Raw genomic sequence first — 24320 nt, forward strand, 5'->3', positions numbered from 1 at the left:
GCGCCTGCGAGATCGAGCGCCGCGCGGGCGGCGCTCGATCTCGCAGGCGCTACAACGTTCAGAGCGGGCTGAGGATGGTGTCCTTGGCCTCGTCCAGCATCCCAGGGTAGTCCAGGGTGTAATGCAGCCCACGGCTTTCCTTGCGTTGCATGGCCGACAGGATCATCAACTCGGCAACCTGCGCCAGGTTGCGCAGTTCGATCAGGTCGCGGCTGACCTTGTAGTTGCTGTAGAACTCGTCAATTTCATCCAGCAGCAGGCGAATGCGATGCTGCGCGCGTTGCAGGCGTTTGCTGGTGCGCACGATGCCGACATAGTCCCACATGAAACGCCGCAGTTCGTCCCAGTTATGCGCAATGATCACGTCCTCGTCCGAGTCGGTGACCTGGCTGGCGTCCCAACCCGGCAGGGCCTTGGGCATGGCCACTGCCTCCAGGTTCGCCTGGATGTCGGCAGCGGCGGCCCGGCCATAGACGAAGCATTCCAGCAATGAGTTGCTGGCCATGCGGTTGGCGCCGTGCAGGCCGGTGAAGCTGGTTTCGCCAATCGCGTACAAGCCCGGTACGTCGGTGTGGCCACGGTCGTCGACCATCACCCCGCCGCAGGTGTAGTGCGCGGCAGGCACCACCGGGATCGGTTGGCGGGTGATGTCGATGCCAAACGCCAGGCAGCGCTCGTACACGGTGGGGAAATGGCTCTTGATGAAGTCTGCCGGCTTGTGGGTGATGTCCAGGTAGACGCAGTCCACGCCCAGGCGCTTCATCTCATGGTCGATGGCGCGGGCCACGATGTCGCGCGGGGCCAGTTCTTCGCGTGGGTCGAAGCGTGGCATGAAGCGTTCGCCGTTGGGCAGGCGCAGCAGTGCGCCTTCGCCGCGCAGGGCTTCGGTGACCAGGAAGCTCTTGGCCTGCGGGTGGTACAGGCAGGTCGGGTGGAACTGGTTGAACTCAAGGTTGGCCACCCGGCAACCCGCCCGCCAGGCCATGGCGATACCGTCACCGCAAGCGCCATCGGGGTTGCTGGTATAGAGGTAGACCTTGGCCGCGCCACCGGTGGCCAGCACGGTGAAACGTGCGCCGAAGGTGTCTACCTCGCCGGTATTGCGGTTTAACACATAGGCGCCCAGGCAGCGTTCGCCAGGCAGGCCCAAGCGGCGTTCGGTGATCAGGTCGACCGCTACACGTTGCTCCAGCAGCTGTATGTTTGGGCGCAGGCGAGCCTGCTGCAGCAGCGTAGTGAAAATGGCCGCGCCGGTCGCATCGGCCGCGTGGATGATGCGCCGGTGGCTATGGCCGCCCTCACGGGTGAGATGAAACTCGAAACCGCCGTCATCAACGCTGTAGTGCTCGTCGCGGGTAAAGGGCACGCCTTGCTCGATCAGCCATTGAATGGCTTCCCGGCTGTGCTCGACGGTAAAGCGCACCGCCTCTTCGTTGCACAGGCCGCCGCCGGCATTGAGGGTGTCCTCGACATGCGACTGCACGGTATCGGTGTTGTCGAGCACCGCAGCGACCCCGCCCTGGGCCCAGAAGGTCGAGCCGTTGGCCAGGTCGCCCTTGCTGAGCACGGCAACGCGCAGGTGGCTGGGAAGGTTAAGTGCCAGGCTGAGACCGGCGGCACCGCTGCCGATCACCAGGACATCATGTTGGAATTGTTGGCTCATGTCGGGACACTAGTAATCTTTGGAAGGGGCGCGGCACAATAGTCACGCGCAGATGGCATTGTGAAACTATCGTTAAACTTGGCCGGGATGCCTTTATAGCAGCCCGGGGTGGCCAATTTCCATGCCACTTGCCAGGTTGCGGCAACCTTTGTGGGAACTTTCCGACATGGCCGGAAATCCTATGAAGGCTGCCCGCACGCCACAATTTGCCGCGGCGACGCAGGGCGGCAGGCCTGTCCGGGCTGTCTCTGCGTATTCGAAACCTGATTATCGACGTAGCCGGCCGTGTCCGCGCCGCGTCTTCCGTGCAAGCCGACCAAGGGCTGCAGGAAACTTGCTTGGAGGGGAGAACTTTTGCGTAAAGCCCGAGTCTATGGTTGCAAGCCTGAACGATCGCTGTTGCAACGCTCCTTCGAGTTTATCGAGGAGTGTTCATGCTAACCCAGGAAGAGGATCAGCAGCTTGTCGAGCGCGTGCAGCGCGGTGACAGGCGAGCGTTCGATCTGTTGGTGCTGAAGTATCAGCACAAGATTCTCGGGTTGATCGTGCGGTTCGTTCACGATACCCACGAGGCCCAGGATGTGGCGCAGGAAGCCTTTATCAAGGCCTACCGTGCGCTTGGCAACTTTCGCGGTGACAGTGCGTTTTATACCTGGCTGTACCGTATCGCCATCAACACGGCGAAGAATTACCTGGTGTCCCGTGGAAGACGGCCGCCAGACAGTGATGTGAGCTCCGAGGATGCGGAGTTTTACGACGGCGATCATGGCCTCAAGGATCTCGAGTCCCCAGAGCGCTCGTTGTTGCGGGATGAAATCGAAGGCACCGTCCATCGCACCATCCAGCAACTGCCCGAAGATTTGCGTACGGCACTGACCCTGCGCGAGTTCGACGGACTGAGTTACGAAGACATTGCCAGTGTCATGCAATGTCCGGTGGGTACCGTGCGCTCTCGAATCTTCCGCGCTCGGGAGGCCATAGACAAAGCCCTGCAGCCGTTGTTGCAGGAAACCTGAGACAGCGGCGACAGCCAAGAGAGGAACCGCCATGAGTCGTGAAGCTTTGCAGGAATCGCTGTCCGCGGTGATGGATAACGAAGCGGACGAACTGGAATTGCGTCGGGTGTTGAACGCCGTCGACGATGCCGAAACCCGTGCCACCTGGTCGCGTTACCAGGTGGCCCGTGCAGCCATGCACAAGGAGCTGCTGCTGCCTAACCTGGATATCGCCTCGGCGGTGTCTGCTGCGCTGGCTGACGAAGCGGTGCCGGCCAAGGTCAAGAAAGGCCCGTGGCGCAGCATTGGCCGCCTGGCTGTAGCGGCTTCGGTCACCGTTGCGGTGCTCGCCGGTGTACGCATGTACAACCAGGACGAGATCACCGGTGCGGAGCTTGCAGCCCAGCAGCCTGCCCAGCAAGGCCTGAGCGTGCCACAAGCACAAGGCCCGGCCGTTTTGGCAGGCTATAGTGAGAGCAGTGAGCAACCGACCGGGCCAATGGCCAACGGCGTGCTGCAGAACCAAGCCGGCTGGGATCAGCGTCTGCCAGGCTACCTGCGCCAGCATGCGCAGGAATCTGCGCTCAAGGGCACTGAAACCGCATTGCCTTACGCCCGCGCTGCCAGCCTGGAAAACCGTTAAGTAAGGAGGATCATGCGCGCGCTACCTCTGTTGTCGCTGCTGATTGGCAGCTGCGTGATGGTGCCAGCATTGGCGGCCAACTCCTCGCCCCAAGCGAGTGAGTGGCTGAACAAGCTGGCACAGGCCGAGCAAAAGCTGAGCTACCAAGGCTCTTTCGTCTACGAGCGCAACGGCAGCTTCTCTTCCCACGATATCTGGCACCGGGTCGAGGACGGCAAGGTCAGCGAGCGGCTGCTGCAGCTCGATGGCGCCGCCCAGGAAATCGTGCGTGTGGATGGGAGGGTGGAGTGTGTCAGTGGGACCTTGGTCAGCAGTGTCGCGGCACCGCCAGACACCGCGCCGCGTGTGCTTGATCCGCTGAAACTGATGGGCTGGTACGATTTGAGCGTGGCGGGCAAGTCACGGGTCGCCGGGCGCGACGCCGTGATCGTGACGCTCACGCCCCGCGACCAGCACCGTTATGCCTTCGAACTGCACCTGGACCGTAATACCGGCCTGCCACTGCGCTCGTTGATGCTCAACGACAAAGGGCAGTTGCTGGAGCGCTTCCAGATGACCCGCCTCGATACCGATGAGCCGCCTGGCGACGATGACTTGCGCCCCAGCGCTGCCTGCAAGCCTGTGCAGCATGGCGCGCCCGTCAGCAATGGCAGTGTTGCTGGCTGGCGCTCGGACTGGCTGCCACCCGGGTTCGAACTGGTCAACAGCTCGGTACGCCGCGACCCCAAACACAACAGTTCGGTCAGCAGCCTGATGTATGACGATGGCCTCGCACGTTTTTCCGTGTTCCTCGAACCGGTGAACGATGATGGCGGCACCGACATGCGCACCCAGCTCGGCCCGACTTCGGCTGTTTCGCGTCGCCTGAATACGCCAAAGGGCAAGGTGATGGTGACCGTGGTGGGCGAAATTCCGCTCGGTACGGCAGAACGCGTCGCTTTGTCGATGCGCCCTCAGGATGCCAAGGCGCGCTAGTGATGGCGCGCGTTTGCGGGCCGTGCCAAGGCAGGCGGACATACGGCTGAAATGAAATTAAAGCATTGTCATTTGCAATCCACCGGCAAATTTTCTATAGGTCAGGCTTTCAGGAGCCTGGCCTTTACTGCTTTGTGCAGGGGTCTTTCTAAACTACCGCTCGTTGTGACGGGAGCCGTATGTCAATACCACGTTTGAAATCCTACCTAACGATGTTCGCCGCCGTGCTGATGCTTGGCCAGGTGCTCACCGCCCAGGCCGAGGAAGCCCTGCCGGACTTCACCACCCTGGTCGAGCAGGCCTCGCCGGCCGTGGTCAACATCAGTACCAAGCAGAAGCTGCCCGACCGCGTCGCCGTCGGGCAGATGCCGGACCTGGAAGGCCTGCCGCCGATGTTCCGCGAGTTCTTCGAGCGCAACATGCCGCAGCAGCCGCGTTCGCCGCGTGGTGACCGCCAGCGCGAGGCGCAGTCGCTGGGCTCGGGCTTCATCATTTCCAGCGATGGCTACGTGCTGACCAATAACCATGTGGTGGCCGATGCCGACGAGATCATCGTCCGCCTGTCGGACCGCAGCGAGCTGCAGGCCAAGCTGGTCGGCACCGACCCGCGCACCGACGTGGCGCTGCTCAAGGTCGAAGGCAAGAACCTGCCGACGGTCAAGTTGGGTGACTCCGAGAAGCTCAAGGTGGGCGAATGGGTATTGGCCATCGGTTCGCCGTTCGGCTTCGACCATTCGGTGACCAAAGGTATCGTCAGCGCCAAGGGCCGTACCTTGCCAAACGACACCTATGTACCGTTCATCCAGACTGACGTGGCCATCAACCCGGGGAACTCCGGCGGCCCGCTGTTCAACATGAAGGGCGAAGTGGTGGGTATCAACTCGCAGATCTTCACCCGCTCCGGTGGCTTCATGGGTCTGTCGTTCGCCATCCCGATCGATGTGGCGATCGATGTGTCCAACCAGCTGAAGAAAGACGGTAAGGTCAGCCGCGGCTGGCTGGGCGTGGTCATCCAGGAGGTCAACAAGGACCTGGCGGAATCCTTCGGCCTGGACAAACCGGCCGGTGCCCTGGTGGCCCAGGTGCTGGAAAACGGCCCGGCAGCCAAGGGCGGCCTGCAGGTGGGCGACGTGATCCTGAGCATGAACGGTCAGCCAATCATCATGTCGGCCGACCTGCCACACCTGGTCGGCGGCCTCAAGGATGGCGAGAAGGCCAAGCTGGAAATCATCCGCAACGGCAAGCGCCAGACCCTGGACATCAGCGTCGGCGCGCTGCCGGACGATGATGCCGACATCGGCACCGGTGCCGATGGCAGTGCAGAGCGCAGCAGTAACCGTCTGGGTGTGTCGGTCGCCGACCTGACCGCCGAGCAGAAGAAATCCCTGGAGCTCAAAGGCGGTGTGGTCATCAAGGAAGTGCAGGATGGCCCGGCAGCGCTGATCGGTCTGCGTCCGGGTGATGTCATCAGCCACCTGAACAACCAGGCCATCGGTTCGGCCAAAGAGTTCACCGAAATCGCCAAGGAGCTGCCGAAGAACCGTTCGGTGTCGATGCGCGTGCTGCGTCAGGGCCGTGCCAGCTTCATTACCTTCAAGCTCGCTGAATAAGCGGTCTGGCAAGGGAGAAAGGGCAGCTACGGCTGCCCTTTTTCATGATTATTCACAATTGGACGGTGGATTGCTGTGTACAGTCGGACATAGGAATCTCCCATATCCCGGCAGCTTGAGGTACAATTCCCGGCTATTTTTCGGCGGGCGTCCGGCTCGCAGCCTTTTCGAGTGTTGACCCGTGAGTGATTTGAGTCATATCCGCAATTTCTCCATCATCGCCCACATCGACCATGGCAAGTCGACGCTGGCCGACCGTTTCATCCAGATGTGCGGTGGCCTGTCGGCACGCGAAATGGAAGCCCAGGTGCTTGATTCCATGGACCTGGAGCGTGAACGCGGTATCACCATCAAGGCCCACAGCGTCACGCTGCACTACAAGGCGCAGGACGGCAAGACCTACCAGCTGAACTTCATTGACACCCCCGGCCACGTCGACTTCACCTACGAAGTCTCGCGCTCGCTGGCGGCCTGTGAAGGTGCGCTGCTGGTCGTCGACGCCGGCCAGGGCGTAGAGGCCCAGTCCGTGGCCAACTGCTACACCGCCATCGAGCAGGGCCTGGAGGTCATGCCGGTGCTGAACAAGATGGACCTGCCCCAGGCCGACCCGGACCGCGTCAAGGACGAGATCGAGAAGATCATCGGCATCGACGCTACCGACGCCGTGGCCTGCAGTGCCAAAAGCGGCATGGGCGTGGACGAGGTGCTCGAGCGCCTGGTTCACTCCATTCCTGCACCCGAGGGCGAGATCGATGCCCCGCTGCAAGCGCTGATCATCGACTCCTGGTTCGACAACTACCTGGGCGTGGTCTCGCTGGTGCGCGTGCGTCAGGGCCGCGTCAAGAAGGGTGACAAGATCCTGGTCAAGTCCACCGGCAAGGTGCACCTGGTCGACAGCGTGGGTGTATTCACCCCGAAACACACCCAGACCGCAGACCTGAAAGCCGGCGAAGTAGGCTTCATCATCGCCAGCATCAAGGACATTCACGGTGCCCCTGTGGGTGACACCCTGACCCTGTCCTCGACCCCTGAGGTCGAAGTGCTGCCAGGCTTCAAGAAGATCCAGCCGCAGGTTTACGCCGGCCTGTTCCCGGTCAGTTCCGACGACTTCGAAGACTTCCGCGATGCCCTGCAGAAGCTGACCCTGAACGACTCGTCGCTGCAGTACATGCCGGAAAGCTCTGACGCCCTGGGCTTCGGCTTCCGTTGCGGCTTCCTTGGCATGCTGCACATGGAAATCATCCAGGAGCGCCTGGAGCGCGAATACGACCTGGACCTGATCACTACCGCACCTAGCGTGATCTACGAGCTGGAGCTGAAAACCGGCGAAACCATCGTTGTCGACAACCCGTCGAAGCTGCCAGACGTATCGGCTGTGGCCGACTTCCGTGAGCCGATCGTCACCGCGACCATTCTGGTACCGCAAGAGCACCTGGGTAACGTCATCACCCTGTGCATCGAGAAGCGTGGCGTGCAGCGCGACATGCAGTTCCTCGGCAGCCAGGTTCAGGTGCGTTACGACATGCCGATGAACGAAGTGGTACTGGACTTCTTCGACCGCCTCAAGTCCACCAGCCGCGGCTATGCTTCGCTGGACTATCATTTCGACCGCTACCAGTCGGCCAACCTGGTCAAGCTGGATGTACTGATCAACGGCGACAAGGTCGATGCCCTGGCATTGATCGTGCACCGCGACAACGCGGCCTACAAAGGCCGTGCGTTGACCGAAAAGATGAAGGAACTGATCCCTCGGCAGATGTTCGACGTGGCGATCCAGGCAGCTATCGGCGGCCAGATCATCGCGCGGACAACCGTCAAGGCGCTCAGAAAGAACGTACTGGCCAAGTGCTACGGTGGTGACGTCAGCCGTAAGAAGAAACTGCTGGAGAAGCAGAAGGCCGGTAAGAAACGCATGAAACAGGTGGGTAACGTGGAGATTCCACAAGAAGCCTTCCTCGCCGTGCTCAGGTTGGATAGCTAGGTCCTATGTCGCTAAATTTCCCGCTGTTGCTAGTCATCGCCGTCTTCGTATGCGGTCTGCTGGGCTTGATCGACCTGCTGTTCCTGGCCCCGCGCCGGCGCGCAGCAATCGCCAACTACCAGGGCAGCGTCAGCCAGCCCGAGATGGCCGTGGTCGAGCGCCTGAACAAGGAACCGCTGCTGGTCGAGTACGGCAAGTCGTTCTTTCCGGTGCTGTTCATCGTGCTGGTGCTGCGCTCGTTCCTGGTCGAGCCGTTCCAGATCCCTTCGGGGTCGATGAAACCGACCCTGGAAGTGGGCGACTTCATCCTGGTGAACAAGTTCTCGTACGGCATTCGTTTGCCGGTGATCGACAAGAAGGTCATCGAGGTCGGTGACCCGCAACGCGGTGATGTAATGGTGTTCCGCTACCCGAGCGACCCGAACGTCAACTACATCAAGCGTGTGGTTGGCTTGCCGGGTGATGTGGTTCGTTACACCAACGACAAGCGGCTGTTCGTCAACGGCCAGCCGATTGCCGAACAACTGGTGGGCACCGAGCCAGGTACCTTGGGCAGCGCCGAGCTGTACAAGGAAAAACTCGGCGAGGCCGAACACCTGATCCGCAAGGAAATGAGCCGTTACCGCATGCCGCCGGACCAGCAATGGACCGTGCCGGCAGGCCATTACTTCATGATGGGCGACAACCGCGACAATTCCAACGACAGCCGTTTCTGGGATGACCCAAACATTCCCAAGGAGCTGCACGGCATGGTTCCGGACCGGAACATCGTCGGCAAGGCCTTTGCGGTGTGGATGAGCTGGCCAGAACCCAAGCTCAGCCACCTGCCCAACCTGTCGCGGGTTGGCCTGATCCATTGATACCCATCGGCGCTGTCCAGCAGACAGCGCCGAATGCATTTCTGACATAGGCTGTGTTCTCAGGGATCGGGAGATTCGCCGCACATCGCGTGGCGAACCACAGCCAAACAGTCTTTCAGGATGTTGATTTGAACAACGCGTTGAACAACGAACGGGTGGCCGCATGAGTGCTTCCCTTGCCCGTCTGGAGCGAAAGCTCGGTTATACCTTCAAGAACCAGGACCAGATGCTCCTGGCGCTGACCCATCGCAGCTATGCCGGGCGCAACAACGAGCGCCTGGAGTTTCTCGGTGACGCCATTCTCAACTTCGTCGCCGGCGAAGCGCTTTTCGAGCGTTTCCCGCAGGCCCGTGAAGGCCAGCTGTCGCGCCTGCGTGCGCGGCTGGTCAAGGGCGAAACCCTGGCCCGGCTGGCCCGTGGTTTCGACCTGGGCGAATACTTGCGCCTGGGTTCGGGTGAGCTCAAGAGCGGCGGTTTTCGTCGCGAGTCGATCCTGGCCGACGCCCTGGAGGCACTGATCGGTGCCATCTACCTGGACGCCGATATGGAAACCGCACGGGAGCGCGTCCTGGCCTGGCTTGCCGATGAGTTCGAGGGCTTGACCCTGGTCGATACCAACAAGGACCCGAAAACCCGCCTGCAAGAGTTTCTGCAGTCGCGCAGCTGTGAGCTGCCGCGCTACGAAGTGGTGGATATCCAGGGTGAACCGCACTGCCGCACGTTCTTCGTCGAATGCGAAGTGGTGCTGCTGAACAACAAGAGCCGTGGTCAGGGCGTTAGCCGGCGTATTGCCGAGCAAGTAGCTGCCGCGTCTGCACTGATCGCCCTGGGCGTGGAGAATGGCAATGACTGATAACAACCCGACCCGCTGCGGCTACGTCGCCATTGTCGGCCGCCCCAACGTCGGCAAGTCGACCCTGCTCAACCACATCCTCGGCCAGAAGCTGGCGATTACTTCGCGCAAGCCGCAGACCACCCGCCACAACATGCTCGGCATCAAGACCGAGGGTGACGTGCAGGCGATCTACGTCGATACTCCGGGTATGCACAAGGCCAACGACAAGGCCCTGAACCGCTACATGAACCGCAACGCCTCGGCGGCCCTGAAGGACGTCGACGTGGTGATTTTCGTGGTCGACCGCACCAAGTGGACCGACGAGGACCAACTGGTGCTGGAGCGCGTGCAGTACGTGACTGGCCCGCTGATCATCGCGGTCAACAAGACCGACCGCATGGAAGAGAAGGCCGAGTTGATTCCGCACCTGCAGTGGCTGCAGGAGCAACTGCCGAACGCCGAGGTGATGCCGATCTCTGCGCAGCAGGGTCACAACCTCGAAGCGCTGGAAGCACAGATCGCCAAGCACTTGCCTGAAAACGATCACTTCTTCCCGGAAGACCAGATCACTGACCGCAGCAGCCGTTTCCTGGCCGCCGAACTGGTGCGCGAGAAGATCATGCGCCAGCTGGGTGCGGAGCTGCCGTATCAGATCACCGTGGAGATCGAGGAGTTCAAGCAACAGGGTCATGTGCTGCACATTCACGCGCTGATTCTGGTCGAGCGTGATGGCCAGAAGAAAATCATCATTGGCGACAAGGGCGAGCGCATCAAGCGCATTGGCTCCGAGGCGCGCAAGGACATGGAAGTGCTGTTCGACTCCAAGGTCATGCTCAACCTGTGGGTCAAGGTGAAAGGCGGCTGGTCCGACGACGAGCGCGCCCTGCGTTCGCTGGGTTACGGCGACCTGTAAGGCTACCAGACGGCTCAGGTATCTCTATGGGAGCGGGTTCACCCGCGAATGCTGTGGTGGGTTCACTGGCGCATTCGCGGGTGAAGCCGCTCCCACAGTTGCATGTGGCTTTTAGAGATCACTTATGGAACAAGCTGTCGGCCAGCCAGCCTATGTGCTTCACAGCCGTGCCTACAAGGAAACCAGTGCGCTGGTAGACTTCTTCACCCCGCAGGGCCGCATGCGTGCTGTACTGCGCCGTGCGCGCGGCAAGGGCGGCAGCCTGGTGCGGCCGTTCGTGCCGCTGGAGGTGGAACTGCGTGGCCGTGGTGAGCTGAAGAATGTCGGTCGCATGGACAGCGCCGGAATTGCGGCCTGGCTACACGGTGATGCCCTGTTCAGCGGCTTGTACCTCAACGAGCTGCTCATGCGCCTGCTGCCGGCTGAAGCGCCGTTCCCGGCCCTGTTCGAGCATTACACATTGACCCTGCAGGCCTTGGCCGCCGGGCGCCCGCTGGAGCCGCTGCTGCGTTCGTTCGAATGGCGGCTGCTGGACGAGCTCGGTTATGCGTTTTCCTTGAACCATGACGTCAACGACCACGTCATCGTGGCCGACGGCCTTTACCGCTTGCGCGTGGATGCCGGTCTGGAGCGGGTAGAGCTGGTGCAACCCGGCCTGTTCCGCGGCACCGAGCTCATGGCCCTGGCCGAAGCCGATTGGAACGCCCCGGGCGCCTTGCTCGCCGCCAAGCGCCTGATGCGCCAGGCATTGGCCGTTCACCTGGGCGCAAAACCGCTGGTCAGCCGGGAACTGTTTCGCAAGCGCTGATCACGACGTATGCTGTGGGGCTCAATCTTCAGGAGAGCCTTTCGTGACTCACAGCAACCGCATGCTTCTTGGCGTAAACATCGACCACGTGGCGACCCTGCGCCAGGCCCGGGGCACGCGTTACCCTGATCCGGTCAAGGCTGCCCTGGACGCCGAAGAGGCAGGCGCCGATGGCATCACCGTGCATCTGCGCGAAGACCGCCGGCACATCCAGGAGCGTGACGTGGTGCTGCTCAAGGATGTGCTGCAGACGCGCATGAACTTCGAGATGGGTGTCACCGAAGAGATGATGGCCTTTGCCGAGAAGATCCGCCCGGCGCACATTTGCCTGGTCCCCGAAACCCGTCAGGAGTTGACCACCGAAGGTGGCCTGGATGTGGCGGGACAAGAGGCGCGAATCAAGGCCGCCGTGGAGCGCCTGTCGCGCACCGGTGCCGAGGTGTCGTTGTTCATCGATGCTGACGAGCGGCAGATCGAGGCTTCACGCCGCGTAGGCGCGCCGGCCGTCGAGCTGCACACTGGGCGTTACGCCGATGCCGAGACCCCGACTGAAGTGGCTGAGGAACTCAAGCGTATCGTCGATGGCGTGGCCTTTGGCGTGGGGCAGGGGCTGATCGTCAATGCCGGTCACGGGCTGCATTACCACAACGTTGAGGCGGTGGCGGCGATCAAGGGTATCAATGAGCTGAACATTGGCCATGCGCTGGTGGCGCATGCGCTGTTTGTTGGCTTCAAGGCTGCCGTGGCCGAGATGAAGGCGCTGATCGTGGCGGCTTCACGCTGATAGCTTGGTCGCCTGTACCGGTCCTTTCGCGGGTAAACCGCGAAAGGGCCGGTACAGGCGACCGATTACTCGGCAGGAAACACCAGCGTGAAGCGGGTAGGCCCAAGGGGGCCGCTGTTCACTTCGACCCGCCCACCATGCAATTGCATGATCGACTTCACGATCGCCAACCCCAACCCGGTCCCGCCCTCCAGACGCGAGCGCCCCGATCCCACCCGGTAAAATCGCTCGAACAAGCGCGACTGGTGCTCGGCAGCAATGCCAGGCCCCTGGTTCTCCACAGATAGCCTTACTTCGCTGCCATAGCGTTCGATACGCAGTTCGATGGGCTCACCCTCAGGGCCATGCCGTATCGCATTGCTTAGCAGGTTCGATAACGCCCGCTGGAGCATCAACCGGTCACCCAGCGCCGTACCCCACCCCTGAACACGCAATTCAACGGCTTCCACTTCGGCGCTGAAAGCAAACAGCTCGACCACCCTTGCAGCCTCGTCGGCCAATGCCATCGGCTTGAGCGCGATCTGCACTTGAGGCTGGCTGACCTGGGCGAGAAACAGCATGTCGTTGATGATGCGGTTGAGCCGCGTCAGTTCCTCGATGCTGTCTTCCAGCACTTCCCGGTAGTTGGCGTTGTCCCGCTCACGGGCCAGGGTCACCTGCGCCTTGCCCATCAGGTTGCTCAATGGGGTACGCAGTTCATGGGCAAGATCATCGGAAAACTGCGACAACTGGCTGATACCTTGGTCGAGGCGATCGAGCATGACGTTGATGCTGCTGGCCAGTTCTGCCAGCTCCTGTGGCAAGCCAGTGGCGGGCAAACGATGCTGCAGATCCTGGGCCGATACCTGCCCGGCAATGCGCCGGAAGTGCCGCAGGGGTTTCAGGCCGCGTTGCATCAGCCACCAGGCGCCCGCGCCAATCAAGACCAGCAGCAGTGGCAGAGCGAGCAAAGTGGAATGCAGGTAAGCCTGCAGCAGGGCGTTGTCGTCGGTGCGGTTGAGCGACATCATCACCTTCACCGGCGTGTTGTCGCGCAGGCGCATCAGCCGGGTCACGGTGAGGATCTGATTGCCGCTGCTGTCGCGCCAGGCGTGAAAGCGCAGGCGGGCACCGGTGTGCAAATCGCCCACCCGCGACTCCAGAGCCGGGCCGAGGCTGAGCAGGTGCGGGTGGCGGCCCTCCAGGGCCATTACGCTGAGGCTGAGGTTGTCATGCCCCATTACCAAGTCGAGCAGGGGGTGGGCGCGGCTGCCCAGGTCTTCGCTGCGCAGGTCAACGCGCAGGTTGTGCTCGACCTGCAGCATCTTGCGCGCCAGGTCTTTGCGTGCGCGGTTGTCCAGTTCGTGATCCAGCGCGAACACCGCCAGGCAGGCAAGCAGCAGCACGAGTGCGGCGCCCATCAGTGTGACGCTCAGGCCCAGTCGCAGCGACAGGCTGGGGTTTTTCAAAAGCGCGCCTCAAGTACATAGCCTACGCCACGCAGGGTGTGGATGAGCTTGTTGTCGAACGGGTCGTCTATCTTCGCCCGCAGGCGCCGGATCGAGACCTCGACCACGTTGGTGTCGCAGTCGAAATTCATGTCCCAGACCAACGAGATGATCTGTGTGCGCGACAACACTTCGCCGGTCTGACGCATCAGCAGGTGTAGCAGCGCGAACTCCTTGGCGGTCAGGTCGATGCGTTGCCCGGCGCGGTAGGCGCGGTGGCGGCCGGGGTCCAGTTCCAGGTCGGCGACGCGTAGGGTGCTGGGTTGCAGTTGCTGGTCGTTGCGGCGCAGCAGGCTGCGGATGCGGGCCAGCAACTCAGGGAACTCGAAGGGCTTGAGCAAGTAGTCATCGGCGCCCAGGTCCAGGCCTTTGACCCGGTCGGCGAGACGACCGTGAGCGGTGAGCATCATGATGCGCGTGGCCGACTCGGCACGCAGCCGCTGCAGCACGGCCCAGCCATCGAGTTCTGGCAGGTTGACGTCGAGGATGACCAGGTCATACGGCTGCTGGCGGGCCAGGTGCAGGCCGTCGGTGCCAGTGTGGGCGCAGTCGACCACGTAGCCGTTTTCGCGTAGGCCCTGTTGCAGGTAATCGGCGGTACGCAGTTCGTCCTCGATGATCAGTAGGCGCATGAAGGGGCTCGGTGTGATGAAAGGGGGCGATTCTCGACCCTGTAGTGGCATCAGGGTCAAGGGGCGGGATGTTACGGGATGAGAAAGGAATCGCGGCGCAGATAACGGATTTGTAATGCTGCGGTTATCTGGCTGTCTGTTCTGCGCAGATTGCAGGACTGTAATCCCCGCCTCACCTTGCTGTTAGCTTCCCCTCACTAGGATGGCCGTGTCTGATCGGTTATCACGAGGCAACCACGATGAACCTGACCAAATACCTGCTGTTGGCCACCCTTGCCCTGGGCAGCGCCAGCGCCTATGCCGAGGGCGGTGCGGAACGCTCCAGGCAGTTCTGGCAAGCCTTCCGCGAAGACCAGCAGCGCCTGCACGGCGACAAGCAACAAGCGGTTGCCGAACGCGAGCGCAAGGCGCAAGAGAAGGCCCGCGAGGTGGCCAAGGACTGAGGTAACAGCACCTGCGCGCGACAGCTCCTCGGCGCAGGTGTATTCAGGCGCCCGATCGGGCGCCTTTTTTATTTGCGCGCCAGCAGGGTGGCGCGGCGTGGGGCCGGCAGGCCTTCGATGGTCTTGCTGTGGTCGTTCGGGTCGAGGAAGTCGCCCAGCGACTGATAGCGCATCCACTCGGTGCTGCGCTGCTCCTCAACGCTGGTCACGCAAACATCGACGCAACGCACATCGCTGAAACCGGCACGGCGCAACCAGCGCTCCAGGGCCGGAACCGATGGCAAGTACCAGACGTTGCGCATCTGCGCGTAACGGTCTTCAGGCACCAGTACCTGGTTCTCGTCGCCTTCGATCACCAAGGTTTCCAGCACTAGCTCGCCACCTTTGACCAGGCAGTCTTTCAGCGCCAGCAAGTGTTCGATGGGGGAGCGACGGTGGTAGAACACGCCCATGGAAAACACCGTGTCGAAACCTTCCAGGTTGGCGGGAAGGTCCTCTAGGGCGAACGGCAGATGCCAGGCCGGCAGCTCCGGCAGGTATCGCTGCACGGCCTGGAACTGGCAGAAGAACAGCCAGTTGGGGTCGACGCCGATCACCATGTCGGCCCCGGCACCGAGCATGCGCCACTGGTAGTAGCCGTTACCGCAGCCCACGTCGAGCACACGCTTGCCTTTGAGGTCCAGGTGCGGCGCAACGCGAGACCATTTCCAGTCCGAATGCCACTCGGTATCCACATGCACGCCAAACAGGTCGAACGGGCCTTTGCGCCAAGGCGACAGGCCCATCAGTGCCTGGCGCATTTGCGCACGGGTGTCGTCGTCGCAGTCGCAGTCCAGACGCAGTCCGTTGACCAGGTCGATATCGCTGGGTTGCAGGGCGGGCAGGGCATCGAGCGCACCGCGCCAGCGGTCGAGGTCACCGTGGCCTTTCTCCAGCTTGGCTTCCAGTTGCGCTTGTAGGCCTTGCGACCAGGAAGCCAGGGGCGTGCCCGCGAGGCGGCGGACGAGGGGGGACAGATCGATCATGGCAGGGCTATCAGCGAGGCGAAGTTAAGGCATTGGAACCAAGGCACCACTTTCGAGAAACCGGCGGCGCGCAGGCGCTGCTGGTGGGCTTCCAGGGTATCGGGGCGCATCACGTTTTCAATGGCGCTGCGCTTCTGGGCGATTTCCAGTTCGCTGTAGCCATTGGCCCGCTTGAAGTCCAGGTGCAGTTCATTGAGCAGGTCCTGCTCTTGCTCATCGGCGAACCGCAGCTTTTCCGAGAGGATCAGCGCGCCACCGGGCAGCAGTGCCTGGCGGATACGGCCGAGCAGTTCCAGACGCTGGTCGGGGGCGATGAACTGCAGGGTGAAGTTCATCGCCACTACCGAGGCGGGCTCGAAGGGCAGGGTAAGGATATCGGCCTCCAGCACATGCACCGGCAGCAGCTCCTGGAACATCGAGTCCTGGGCGGTGAGGTACTGGCGGCAACGTTCGACCATGGCGGCGGAATTGTCCACCGCGATCACCCGGCAGCCGTCGCTGCGCACATGGCGGCGCAGCGACTGGGTAACTGCCCCCAGCGATGCGCCCAGGTCGTATAGCGCGGTATTTGGCTGGGCGAAACGCGCGGCCAGCACACCGAGGTTCTCGACGATGGTCGGGTACCCGGGCACCGAGCGCTTGATCATGTCCGGGAACACACGCACCACGTCCTCGTTGAAGACGAAATCAGGCACCTGCTCCAGGGGCTGGGAGAAGAGGCGGTCGGGTTGTTTGCTCACGGCAGGCTCGATACAGGGTGAAACGGGGGCGCATTTTATCCAAAGGCCGCGCATCTTGCCATGGCATTGCTTCAGGGTCGGAGCGTTCAGACCGGGAGCAGTGAACTTTCCCACAGTGCTAAGTTATCAAGATGAATGAATTCAGTCGGGTGAAGAAGGACACTTCGAATGCAGGTTGACTGGATTTGAAAAAGGATAGTGGGTTAAGTGATGAGTGCCAATACTGGGCGGGAAGAAGTTACCGTAGATGAACTGGACCCGGTGTCCAAGGTCAAGATGTTGCCGGAACGCTATTTTACATTCATCGAGAACCGGCTCGAGGGTGGCCAGCACGTTGGCAGCTTATTGACGGCTGATAATCTGAAGGTCATCAAGCGATACGCCAATACTGTAAATCAGTTGCCACACACGCGAGCCGAAATCGAGCGCGAAGTCGATTATGCGGCACTCGGCCTTGACGCCTCGATGGTTCATGACCTGTATACGGCGCTGCACAGGCATGTGTACGAGTGGGACATACTGGAACGCAGCATCAAGCAACTGGGCCCTGAAGTTGAACTGTTCGCTGAAAGCTTGGTACAGCGTGGCGGCAGCCTGCTTGCGCATCTTGAAAGCAGTGATGTCTTTATGGCAATCAAGCAGCGACAGGCCGAGCAGGGCGATGATGTTTATACGTCGGAACTGAGTGAAGAAGATCAAGCGCAGATCGCCAGTGTGCTGACACTTGGCATCAACGAACTGGTCAGGGAAATTGAAGGCACTCGCCGGCGAATTGATGAAGTAGACGCACGTGCCAACTGGTTCAACAGTGAGATCAAACGCGAACTGAAGCCGCGAATGACACGGTTGTTGAAACACTTCGACGAGAAGATTTCCCATCAAGACATTCTGATGAAACGGCGGCAGCTGGATCAATGGGACGAACAGATTGACCAGTTGAAGTCCGAGTACGATGCCAATGTGGGCTACGCGTTCACAGGTATCTTGCTGGGGCCGATTGGCCTGGTCATCACCGGCGGGGTGTTCGGTGACAAGGCAGAAAAGATCCGGGCCAGAAAAAACGCGTTGATCGAAGGGCGCGAAGAACTGGCGGATGCACTCGGCAGGATGGCCCCCGCGCTGAACGACTTCGAGCGTATCTCGACATTGGTCAGGGACCTGCAGTTCAGGTGCAAGGACCTGTCGGCAGCTACCCGGCGCCTGGCAGATGTATGGCTGTTTCTGGCCTCGTACGCCAATAACTCCGTGAACGAAGCCAAAGAGCTGAGCACCCTCACTCAACTTGAATCGTTTGTTCACGATTTTTCTGAGGTTATCAAACCGTGGAGCAAGATAGGCAATATCTGCCACACATTGTCTGAGTTATTTAATGAATTGATTGAAGAATATGAGGACGTTTGACATGGACGTGACCAACGTTAATGCGACCCTGCCGGATTTCGTGCAGATGCAAACCGTGCAAGATCAGGTATTCCACCTGATACAAAGCTGGGACATGAACGTGTTACCCGGGGCGCGTGAGCAACTGGGTGAACTGCGTACATTGTTGCTGGGTGTCGAACGCGCCTTCAAGGAGAGCCTGATAGGCGCTATCGTTTTGCTGGAGGACCGCGATTTCATTCCGAGCAAACTGGGGGGCGATACCCATTACCGGCTTGCCAGTGTGCTAAGCCGTTTAAGCCAGCTTCATTCACTGTTGTCCAGGCAGAATCTGCGGTTGGAACTTTTCACACTGTCTGCCTTGGTAGAGCCGTTAGCGGAACTGGACAAACGAATCGTCAGCCTCCAGAGCCAGGCGTTAGCCTTCGATCAACGATTGGCCCAATTGCGCCAGCAGCGGGCAGATATTGGCCAGGCTATCGAATTGTTCGAAAGGCCGTCCGTTGCCAGTGCACTGAAGGGCTTGATCCCGAGCGATGATGACATTGACCAGATCATCGGGTTGATCACGGACCCGAAGATCGATGCCAGCCTGCTGAAGGCTGTGACTGGCAAGTTGGCCAAGCATGCTGATGCACTGGAGGGGGCCAAGACGTTCAGTGACTTGAGCAAGGTTCGCACCAGGCTTGATGAAAAAATAGAGGCAGCGCTGGGCGACCAGCGGCAGCTGCTGCGAGCCTTGCAGAGTGCGCAGGGTGAGCGGGAGGCGATCACGGCGTTGTCTGGCCTTGAAGCACTCAAGAACGCGTGGTTGCACGAACTGCGCAAGGTTGAACTGGAGTGGCAGGCTCAGGCCGTGAAGCTCAACGCGACGATGGGCCTGGATGCTGCCACGGTCGCGCTGAAAGACCTCTGTGACTACCTAAAGGTCGTGCAGATGGCGTATGACCGCAGTTGATCGTGCTCAGCGGACGATAATCTTGCAGTCGAAGGTTTGCACCGGGGCGACGTCTGCGGCCCACGGCTGCTGGTAGACCAGCACCAGTTGGGCGTCTCCGGTGCTGCTGGCCTGGAAGCGCCAGGTGGAAACACCGGCGCTGCCGACCACGTCTTCTTCTTCGGGGGCACTGTATATCTCCGGGCCGAGGCTACGCAGTACGCTTGAGGCTGGGTTTTCGACACGCCAGCGATAGCCGGTGGACGGGTTGCTGGGCAAGCTCAGGGTGAGTGCCTGGCCAACCTGCAGCCGGGTTGGGCATTCACTCTCGGCATCCAGTTCGACGGGCTGTGTTTGGTGCTGGGCGCAGGCAGAAAGCAGGGCGAAGCTCAGGGGAACGAGCAGACGAGGGGCGGTCATGTTGGCTCCGGGGGCTGGCGATGGCCCGAGGATAACCGATGCTGTTGGGTTTTGTGTTGTCAGTGCCGGCCTCTTCGCGGCTAAAGCCGCGAAGAGGCCGGTGCAGGTTAGAACAGAACCTTGGCCACATCGGCAAAGCGCTTGGCGAAGTGAACCGTCAGGCCTTCGCGCAAATAGTCCGGCAGTTCTTCGAAGTCCCCTCGGTTAGGCTCTGGCAAGACCAGCTCGAAGATTTTCTGCCGCCGCGCCGCAATCACCTTCTCGCGCACACCACCAATCGGTAGCACCTGGCCGGTGAGGGTCAGCTCGCCGGTCATGGCCACGCCTTTTTTTGGTGCCTGGTCGCGGGCCAGCGACAACAGGGCACTTGCCATGGTGATGCCCGCGCTCGGGCCGTCTTTGGGCGTGGCCCCTTCAGGTACATGCAGGTGGATGAACGCTTCGTTGAAGAAGCCTGGGTCACCGCCAAACTGCTTGAGGTTGGAGCTGACATAGCTGTAGGCAATTTCGGCCGACTCCTTCATCACGTCACCCAGCTTGCCAGTCAGCTTGAAGCCACGGTTGAGGGTGTGAATGCGGGTCGCCTCGATCGGCAGCGTGGCGCCACCCATGCTGGTCCAGGCCAGGCCCGTGATCACGCCTTTGCCAGCCAGTACCTGCTCGCTGCGGAACACCGGTATGCCGAGTGCCGCTTCGAGGTCCTTGGTGCCGATCTTCAGTTTTGCATCGGGGGCTTCCAGCAACTTGACCACGGCCTTGCGTACCAGCTTGCCCAGTTGCTTTTCCAGCTGACGCACGCCTGCTTCGCGGGCATAACCATCGATCACCAGGCGCAAGGCGCTGTCGCTGATGCTGAGGCTGCTTTTGGAGACGCCGGCCTTTTCCAGTTGCTTGGGCCACAGGTGGCGTTTGGCGATGGCCAGCTTTTCCTCGGTGATATAGCCGGACAGGCGGATCACTTCCATGCGGTCGAGCAATGGGCCAGGGATTGAGTCGAGGGTGTTGGCAGTGCACACGAACAGCACCTTGGACAGGTCCAGGCGCAGGTCGAGGTAGTGGTCGAGGAAGTCGACGTTCTGCTCCGGGTCGAGGGTTTCCAGCAGCGCTGAAGCCGGGTCGCCCTGGTAGCTCTGGCCCATCTTGTCGATTTCGTCGAGCATGATCACCGGGTTCATCACTTCGACGTCTTTCAGGGCTTGCACCAGCTTGCCGGGCTGGGCACCGATGTAGGTACGGCGATGGCCCTTGATCTCGGCCTCATCACGCATGCCGCCCACGCTGAAACGGTAGAACGGCCGGCCAAGCGACTCGGCGATGGACTTGCCGATGCTGGTCTTGCCCACCCCGGGCGGGCCGACCAGCAGCACGATCGAGCCGCTGATCTCGCCTTTCCAGGCACCTACGGCGAGAAATTCAAGGATGCGTTCCTTGATGTCGTCGAGGCCGGCATGGTGCTGGTCGAGGACCTTGCGCGCATGCTTGAGGTCGAGCTTGTCCTTGCCGTAAACACCCCACGGCAGGGCGGTGGCCCATTCGAGGTAGTTGCGGGTGACGGCGTATTCGGGTGAGCCGGTTTCGAGAATGGCCAGCTTGCCCATCTCTTCGTCGATGCGCTTGCGCGCCTGGGACGGCAAGGTCTTGCCTTCCAGGCGCTGCTCGAACTGTTCGAGGTCGGCACTGCGGTCGTCCTTGGTCAGGCCCAGCTCTTGCTGGATGACCTTGAGCTGTTCCTTGAGGAAGAACTCGCGCTGATGTTCGCCGATCTGCCGGTTGACCTCGGCCGAGATCTCGTTCTGCAGGCGCGCGACTTCCACCTCTTTGCGCAGCATCGGCAGCACCTTTTCCATGCGTTTGAGCATGGGTACGCAGTCGAGTACTTCCTGCAACTGGTTGCCGGTGGCCGAGGTGAGCGCGGCGGCGAAATCGGTGAGCGGCGACGGGTCGTTGGGGCTGAAGCGATTGAGGTAGTTCTTCAACTCTTCGCTGTACAACGGGTTGAGCGGCAGCAGCTCTTTGATCGCGTTGATCAGCGCCATGCCGTAGGCCTTTACCTCGTCGGTGGGCTCGGCGGGCTGGCGCGGGTATTCGACTTCAACCAGGTAGGGCGGGCGGTGGTGCTTGAGCCAGGTGCGGATGCGTACCCGGGTCAGGCCCTGGGCAACGAACTGCAGTTTGCCGTTCTCACGGCTGGCATGGTGCACCTTGACCAGCGTGCCGTACTGCGGCAGCGCGGCGGTGTCGAAGTGGCGGTGGTCTTCTGGCGGGGTGTCCATGAAGAACAGTGCCAGGCAGTGGTCCGGCGACTTGGCCACCAGGTCGAGGGTTTCGGCCCAGGGTTCTTCATTGACGATGACCGGCAGTACCTGAGCCGGGAAGAACGGGCGGTTGTGGATCGGGATCACGTAGACCTTGTCCGGCAGCCGCTGGCCGGGCAGGGCGAGGGCATGGCCGGTTTCGGCCTGCGTGGTGGTGTGTTCGACTTCGTTGTGTTCGTCGGGGTGTTCCGGGAAATCCTGCTGGTCGCTCATGGGGCACCTGCGTGAATGACTATGGTGCTTAGATGGGGCAGGGTGGGATGGGTTTCAATGGTAGACGAAGGCAGCAGGCAGGGCTTTCATCTTTGGTCGGCTGTACCGGCCTCTTCGCGGCTAAAGCCGCTCCTACAGGTACGGCGCCTGCCTTGGGGGCAGCACAGAACCTGTAGGAGCGGCTTTAGCCGCGAATGCGGCAGCACAGCCACCGCATCACTTGAGGGTTATTCAGCGAGTTTGTAAGCGATGATGTAGTCGCCCATTTTGGTACCCAGCGAGCCATGGCCGCCGGCAGTCACCAGCACGTACTGCTTGCCATCCTTGCCGGTGTAGCTCATCGGCGTGGCTTGGCCACCTGCCGGCAGGCGGGCTTTCCACAGTTCCTTGCCGTTGTTCACGTCATAGGCGCGCAGGTACTGGTCGAGGGTGCCGCTGAGGAAGCCGACGCCACCAGCGGTCACGATCGAGCCGCCCATGCTTGGCACGCCAACTGGCAGGCCGATCGGGACCGGGGTGCTGTCGCGGGTGGTACCGTTCTTGTGCTTCCACACCACCTTGTTGGTGAACAGGTCGATGGCGGCAACGTAACCCCAGGCCGGGGCCTGGCACGGTACGCCCAGTGGCGACATGAACGGGTGCATGGTCACTGCATAAGGGGCGCCGGTATTCGGCTGCACGCCGCTGGTCTCGCTTTCGCGTTTGCTGCCTTCGGCAACCTGCTCACGCGGGACCATCTTCGATACGAAGGCCATGTAGTTGGGCGAGGTGAACAGCAGCTGGCGCACCGGGTCAACCGACACGCTGCCCCAGTTGAAAACGCCGACGTTGCCTGGGTAGACCAGCGAGCCCTGCTCGGACGGCGGGGTGTACTGGCCTTCGTAGCGCAGCTCGCGGAACTGGATGCGGCACAGCATCTGGTCGAACGGCGTGGCGCCCCACATGGCCTGTTCGGTCAGCTCAGGGCCAAGCAGGTTGAGGTCGGAGCGGGCCTGGGTCGGCGATGTGTGGTCGCCCTTCACCGCGCCTTGCGGGGTAGGGATTTCGCGAATCGGTACGATCGGCGTGCCGTCGCGGCGGTCGAGCACATACAGGCTGCCTTGCTTGGTCGGCACGATGATCGCGGGTTTCACGCCATCGTCGGTCTTCAGGTGCACCAGGGTCGGCTGGCTGCCGACGTCCATGTCCCACAGGTCGTGATGGGTGAACTGGTAGTTCCAGCGAGCCTTGCCGGTGGCCAGGTCAAGCGCGACCACGCCGGCGCTGTACTTCTCTGCGCCTGGTGTGCGGTCGGCGCCCCACTGGTCCGGGGTCTGGTTGCCCAGCGGCAGGTAGATCATGCCAAGGTCTTCATCGACGCTGGCGATCGACCACATGTTGGCCGAGTTGCGGCTGTACAGCTTGCCCGGGGCCAATGGCTTGGTGTCGTCCGGGTTGTTGCTGTCCCAGTTCCAAACCAGGTGGCCATCGTGCACGTCGTAGGCACGGATCACGCCGGACGGCTCGTTGGTCGACTCGTTGTCGGTCACGTGGCCGCCGATGATCACCAGGTCACGGGTGACTGCAGCAGGCGAGGTGGAGTAGTAGCCGCCGGCGGTGAACGGGCCGATACCGGTGGTGAGGTCGATCACGCCCTGGTTGGCGAAGCCTTCGCACACCTTGCCGTTGTCGGCGTTGATGGCGATCAGGCGGGCATCTGCGGTAGGCAGGTAGAGGCGGCGCGGGCAGGCCTGGGCCACGGCTTGGCCTGCGTCAGTGATTTTCGGTGCCGGGCTGCCGTCGCGGCTGACGTAGCGGTTTTCGTCATAGTACGAAACGCCACGGCAGGTCATGTGGGCAAAGCCCTTGAAGGTGCCGACCGGGCTTTTGACCTGAGGGTCGTAGCGCCAGATTTCCGCACCCGTGTCCGGGTCCAGGGCCAGCAGGCGGCTGTGCGCGGTGCAGGCATAGAGCATGCCGTTGACCTTCAGCGGGGTGTTCTGGTTGGTCAGCTCCACCGGGTCGTTTTCGGTCGGCAAGTCACCGGTACGAATACGCCAGGCCTCTTCCAGGCGGTAGGCGTTTTGTGGGGTGATCTGACGCAGCGGCGAGTAGCGGTCGCCATGTTCAGTACGGCCGTAGGCCTGCCATTCGCCGTCGGGCATGGCCGGGGCAGCACTGGCCATTTCACTGCTTTCGCGGCCCAGTTCGCCGAACACTTCACCGGGGTGGGTGAACTGGCTGGCGACCGCGCAAGCGCCGGATGCGACCACGGCAACGCTCAGCAGCGCAGTGTTGGCTTTGCTGGCCGGGCCGATCAGCGGGCGACGTGCCCAAGGCAGCAGCAGCACCACGCCGATGGCGAACCAGATGGCCAGGCGTGGCACCAGTTGCCACCAGTCCAGGCCCACTTCGAGCAGGGCCCAGACGGTGCTGGCCAGCAGTACCAGGCCATACAGGCCCAGGGCGATACGGCGCTGAGCCAGCAGCAGGATGCCCGACAGGGCAAAACCGATACCGGCGATCAGGTAGTAAAGCGATCCACCCAGCTGGCTCAGCTTGATGCCGCCGGCCAGCAGGGCCAGGCCCATCAGCAACAGCAGCGCGCCCATCAGGCGCGGTAGCCAGCGGCTTCCATTGTTGGCACTTTCAGTGCTCATCGTAGGTTCTCCGTCAGGTCAA

Annotated in this window: 21 protein-coding genes; 13 read left to right on the top strand and 8 right to left on the bottom strand. The window is 61.6% G+C overall.

What is annotated here, in order from left to right; translation table 11 throughout:
- Positions 1-58: 58 nt before the first annotated feature.
- Entirely contained in the window at positions 59-1663 is a 1605-nt protein-coding gene (gene nadB, locus D8767_RS06290; protein ID WP_016713694.1) for an L-aspartate oxidase, read from the bottom strand.
- Positions 1664-2097: 434 nt separating this feature from the next.
- Here nadB and rpoE point away from each other — a divergent pair, with 434 nt between their 5' ends.
- The 10 genes from rpoE (at position 2098) to pdxJ (ending at position 12067) form a co-directional block, all read left to right on the top strand.
- The gene (gene rpoE, locus D8767_RS06295) at positions 2098-2679 is read left to right on the top strand and encodes an RNA polymerase sigma factor RpoE (protein ID WP_003252049.1); all 582 of its coding nucleotides are present in this window, start codon (positions 2098-2100) and stop codon (positions 2677-2679) included.
- 31 nt (positions 2680-2710) lie between these two features.
- Entirely contained in the window at positions 2711-3301 is a 591-nt protein-coding gene (locus tag D8767_RS06300; RefSeq protein WP_015271600.1) for a sigma-E factor negative regulatory protein, read from the top strand.
- Positions 3302-3313: 12 nt separating this feature from the next.
- Positions 3314-4276, top strand: coding sequence for a MucB/RseB C-terminal domain-containing protein (locus tag D8767_RS06305; protein ID WP_016713695.1), 963 nt, complete (start codon positions 3314-3316; stop codon positions 4274-4276).
- A gap of 212 nt (positions 4277-4488) precedes the next feature.
- Entirely contained in the window at positions 4489-5886 is a 1398-nt protein-coding gene (locus D8767_RS06310) for a DegQ family serine endoprotease (RefSeq protein ID WP_371058986.1), read from the top strand.
- A gap of 181 nt (positions 5887-6067) precedes the next feature.
- The gene (gene lepA, locus D8767_RS06315) at positions 6068-7867 is read left to right on the top strand and encodes a translation elongation factor 4 (protein WP_025754588.1); all 1800 of its coding nucleotides are present in this window, start codon (positions 6068-6070) and stop codon (positions 7865-7867) included.
- 5 nt (positions 7868-7872) lie between these two features.
- Complete coding sequence (lepB, locus tag D8767_RS06320; RefSeq protein ID WP_016713698.1) at positions 7873-8727, top strand: signal peptidase I; 855 nt, start codon at positions 7873-7875, stop codon at positions 8725-8727.
- A gap of 163 nt (positions 8728-8890) precedes the next feature.
- Positions 8891-9580, top strand: coding sequence for a ribonuclease III (gene rnc, locus D8767_RS06325; protein ID WP_016713699.1), 690 nt, complete (start codon positions 8891-8893; stop codon positions 9578-9580).
- On the top strand, positions 9573-10475 hold the full coding sequence (era, locus tag D8767_RS06330; RefSeq protein WP_016498176.1) for a GTPase Era: 903 nt from the start codon (positions 9573-9575) through the stop codon (positions 10473-10475). Before rnc ends, era begins: the two co-directional genes overlap by 8 nt.
- 124 nt (positions 10476-10599) lie before the next feature.
- Positions 10600-11283 carry a DNA repair protein RecO gene (gene recO, locus D8767_RS06335; RefSeq protein ID WP_016713700.1) on the top strand — a complete coding sequence of 228 codons (684 nt, stop codon included), beginning with the start codon at positions 10600-10602 and terminating at the stop codon, positions 11281-11283.
- A 61-nt stretch (positions 11284-11344) separates the two neighbouring features.
- On the top strand, positions 11345-12067 hold the full coding sequence (gene pdxJ, locus D8767_RS06340; RefSeq protein WP_219857540.1) for a pyridoxine 5'-phosphate synthase: 723 nt from the start codon (positions 11345-11347) through the stop codon (positions 12065-12067).
- 65 nt (positions 12068-12132) lie between these two features.
- Here the strand turns inward: pdxJ and D8767_RS06345 are convergent, their stop codons facing one another.
- Together D8767_RS06345 and D8767_RS06350 are read right to left on the bottom strand one after the other, a co-directional pair.
- The gene (locus D8767_RS06345) at positions 12133-13515 is read right to left on the bottom strand and encodes a heavy metal sensor histidine kinase (RefSeq protein ID WP_122048287.1); all 1383 of its coding nucleotides are present in this window, start codon (positions 13513-13515) and stop codon (positions 12133-12135) included.
- Positions 13512-14186 carry a heavy metal response regulator transcription factor gene (locus tag D8767_RS06350; RefSeq protein WP_016713703.1) on the bottom strand — a complete coding sequence of 225 codons (675 nt, stop codon included), beginning with the start codon at positions 14184-14186 and terminating at the stop codon, positions 13512-13514. Before D8767_RS06350 ends, D8767_RS06345 begins: the two co-directional genes overlap by 4 nt.
- 239 nt (positions 14187-14425) lie before the next feature.
- Here D8767_RS06350 and D8767_RS06355 point away from each other — a divergent pair, with 239 nt between their 5' ends.
- Positions 14426-14629, top strand: a complete 204-nt coding sequence (locus D8767_RS06355; RefSeq protein ID WP_016713704.1) for a hypothetical protein — start codon at positions 14426-14428, stop codon at positions 14627-14629.
- Positions 14630-14697: 68 nt separating this feature from the next.
- Here the strand turns inward: D8767_RS06355 and cmoB are convergent, their stop codons facing one another.
- Both cmoB and cmoA read right to left on the bottom strand, forming a co-directional pair.
- Complete coding sequence (cmoB, locus tag D8767_RS06360; RefSeq protein WP_016713705.1) at positions 14698-15654, bottom strand: tRNA 5-methoxyuridine(34)/uridine 5-oxyacetic acid(34) synthase CmoB; 957 nt, start codon at positions 15652-15654, stop codon at positions 14698-14700.
- The gene (cmoA, locus tag D8767_RS06365; protein ID WP_016713706.1) at positions 15651-16394 is read right to left on the bottom strand and encodes a carboxy-S-adenosyl-L-methionine synthase CmoA; all 744 of its coding nucleotides are present in this window, start codon (positions 16392-16394) and stop codon (positions 15651-15653) included. The genes cmoB and cmoA overlap by 4 nt, the downstream gene beginning before the upstream one ends.
- Positions 16395-16604: 210 nt before the next feature.
- Between cmoA and D8767_RS06370 the strand changes: the two genes are divergently transcribed.
- Positions 16605-17795 carry an alpha-xenorhabdolysin family binary toxin subunit A gene (locus D8767_RS06370; protein ID WP_016713707.1) on the top strand — a complete coding sequence of 397 codons (1191 nt, stop codon included), beginning with the start codon at positions 16605-16607 and terminating at the stop codon, positions 17793-17795.
- Position 17796: 1 nt separating this feature from the next.
- Positions 17797-18732: an alpha-xenorhabdolysin family binary toxin subunit B gene (locus D8767_RS06375; protein ID WP_016713708.1), complete on the top strand. Its 936-nt coding sequence runs from the start codon at positions 17797-17799 to the stop codon at positions 18730-18732.
- A gap of 6 nt (positions 18733-18738) precedes the next feature.
- Here the strand turns inward: D8767_RS06375 and D8767_RS06380 are convergent, their stop codons facing one another.
- From D8767_RS06380 to D8767_RS06390, 3 genes are all read right to left on the bottom strand, one after another.
- Positions 18739-19131 (bottom strand): protease inhibitor I42 family protein, encoded by a 393-nt coding sequence (locus D8767_RS06380; RefSeq protein ID WP_016713709.1) that lies wholly within the window; start codon positions 19129-19131, stop codon positions 18739-18741.
- A 107-nt stretch (positions 19132-19238) separates the two neighbouring features.
- A complete protein-coding gene (gene lon / locus D8767_RS06385; RefSeq protein WP_016713710.1) occupies positions 19239-21659 on the bottom strand; it encodes an endopeptidase La in 2421 nt (806 codons plus the stop codon).
- Positions 21660-21886: 227 nt separating this feature from the next.
- Entirely contained in the window at positions 21887-24298 is a 2412-nt protein-coding gene (locus D8767_RS06390) for a glucose/quinate/shikimate family membrane-bound PQQ-dependent dehydrogenase (protein ID WP_016713711.1), read from the bottom strand.
- Positions 24299-24320 lie beyond the last annotated feature (22 nt).

The sequence above is a fragment of the Pseudomonas sp. LTGT-11-2Z genome, assembly GCF_003691445.1.
Classification (GTDB): Bacteria; Pseudomonadota; Gammaproteobacteria; order Pseudomonadales; family Pseudomonadaceae; genus Aquipseudomonas; species Aquipseudomonas monteilii.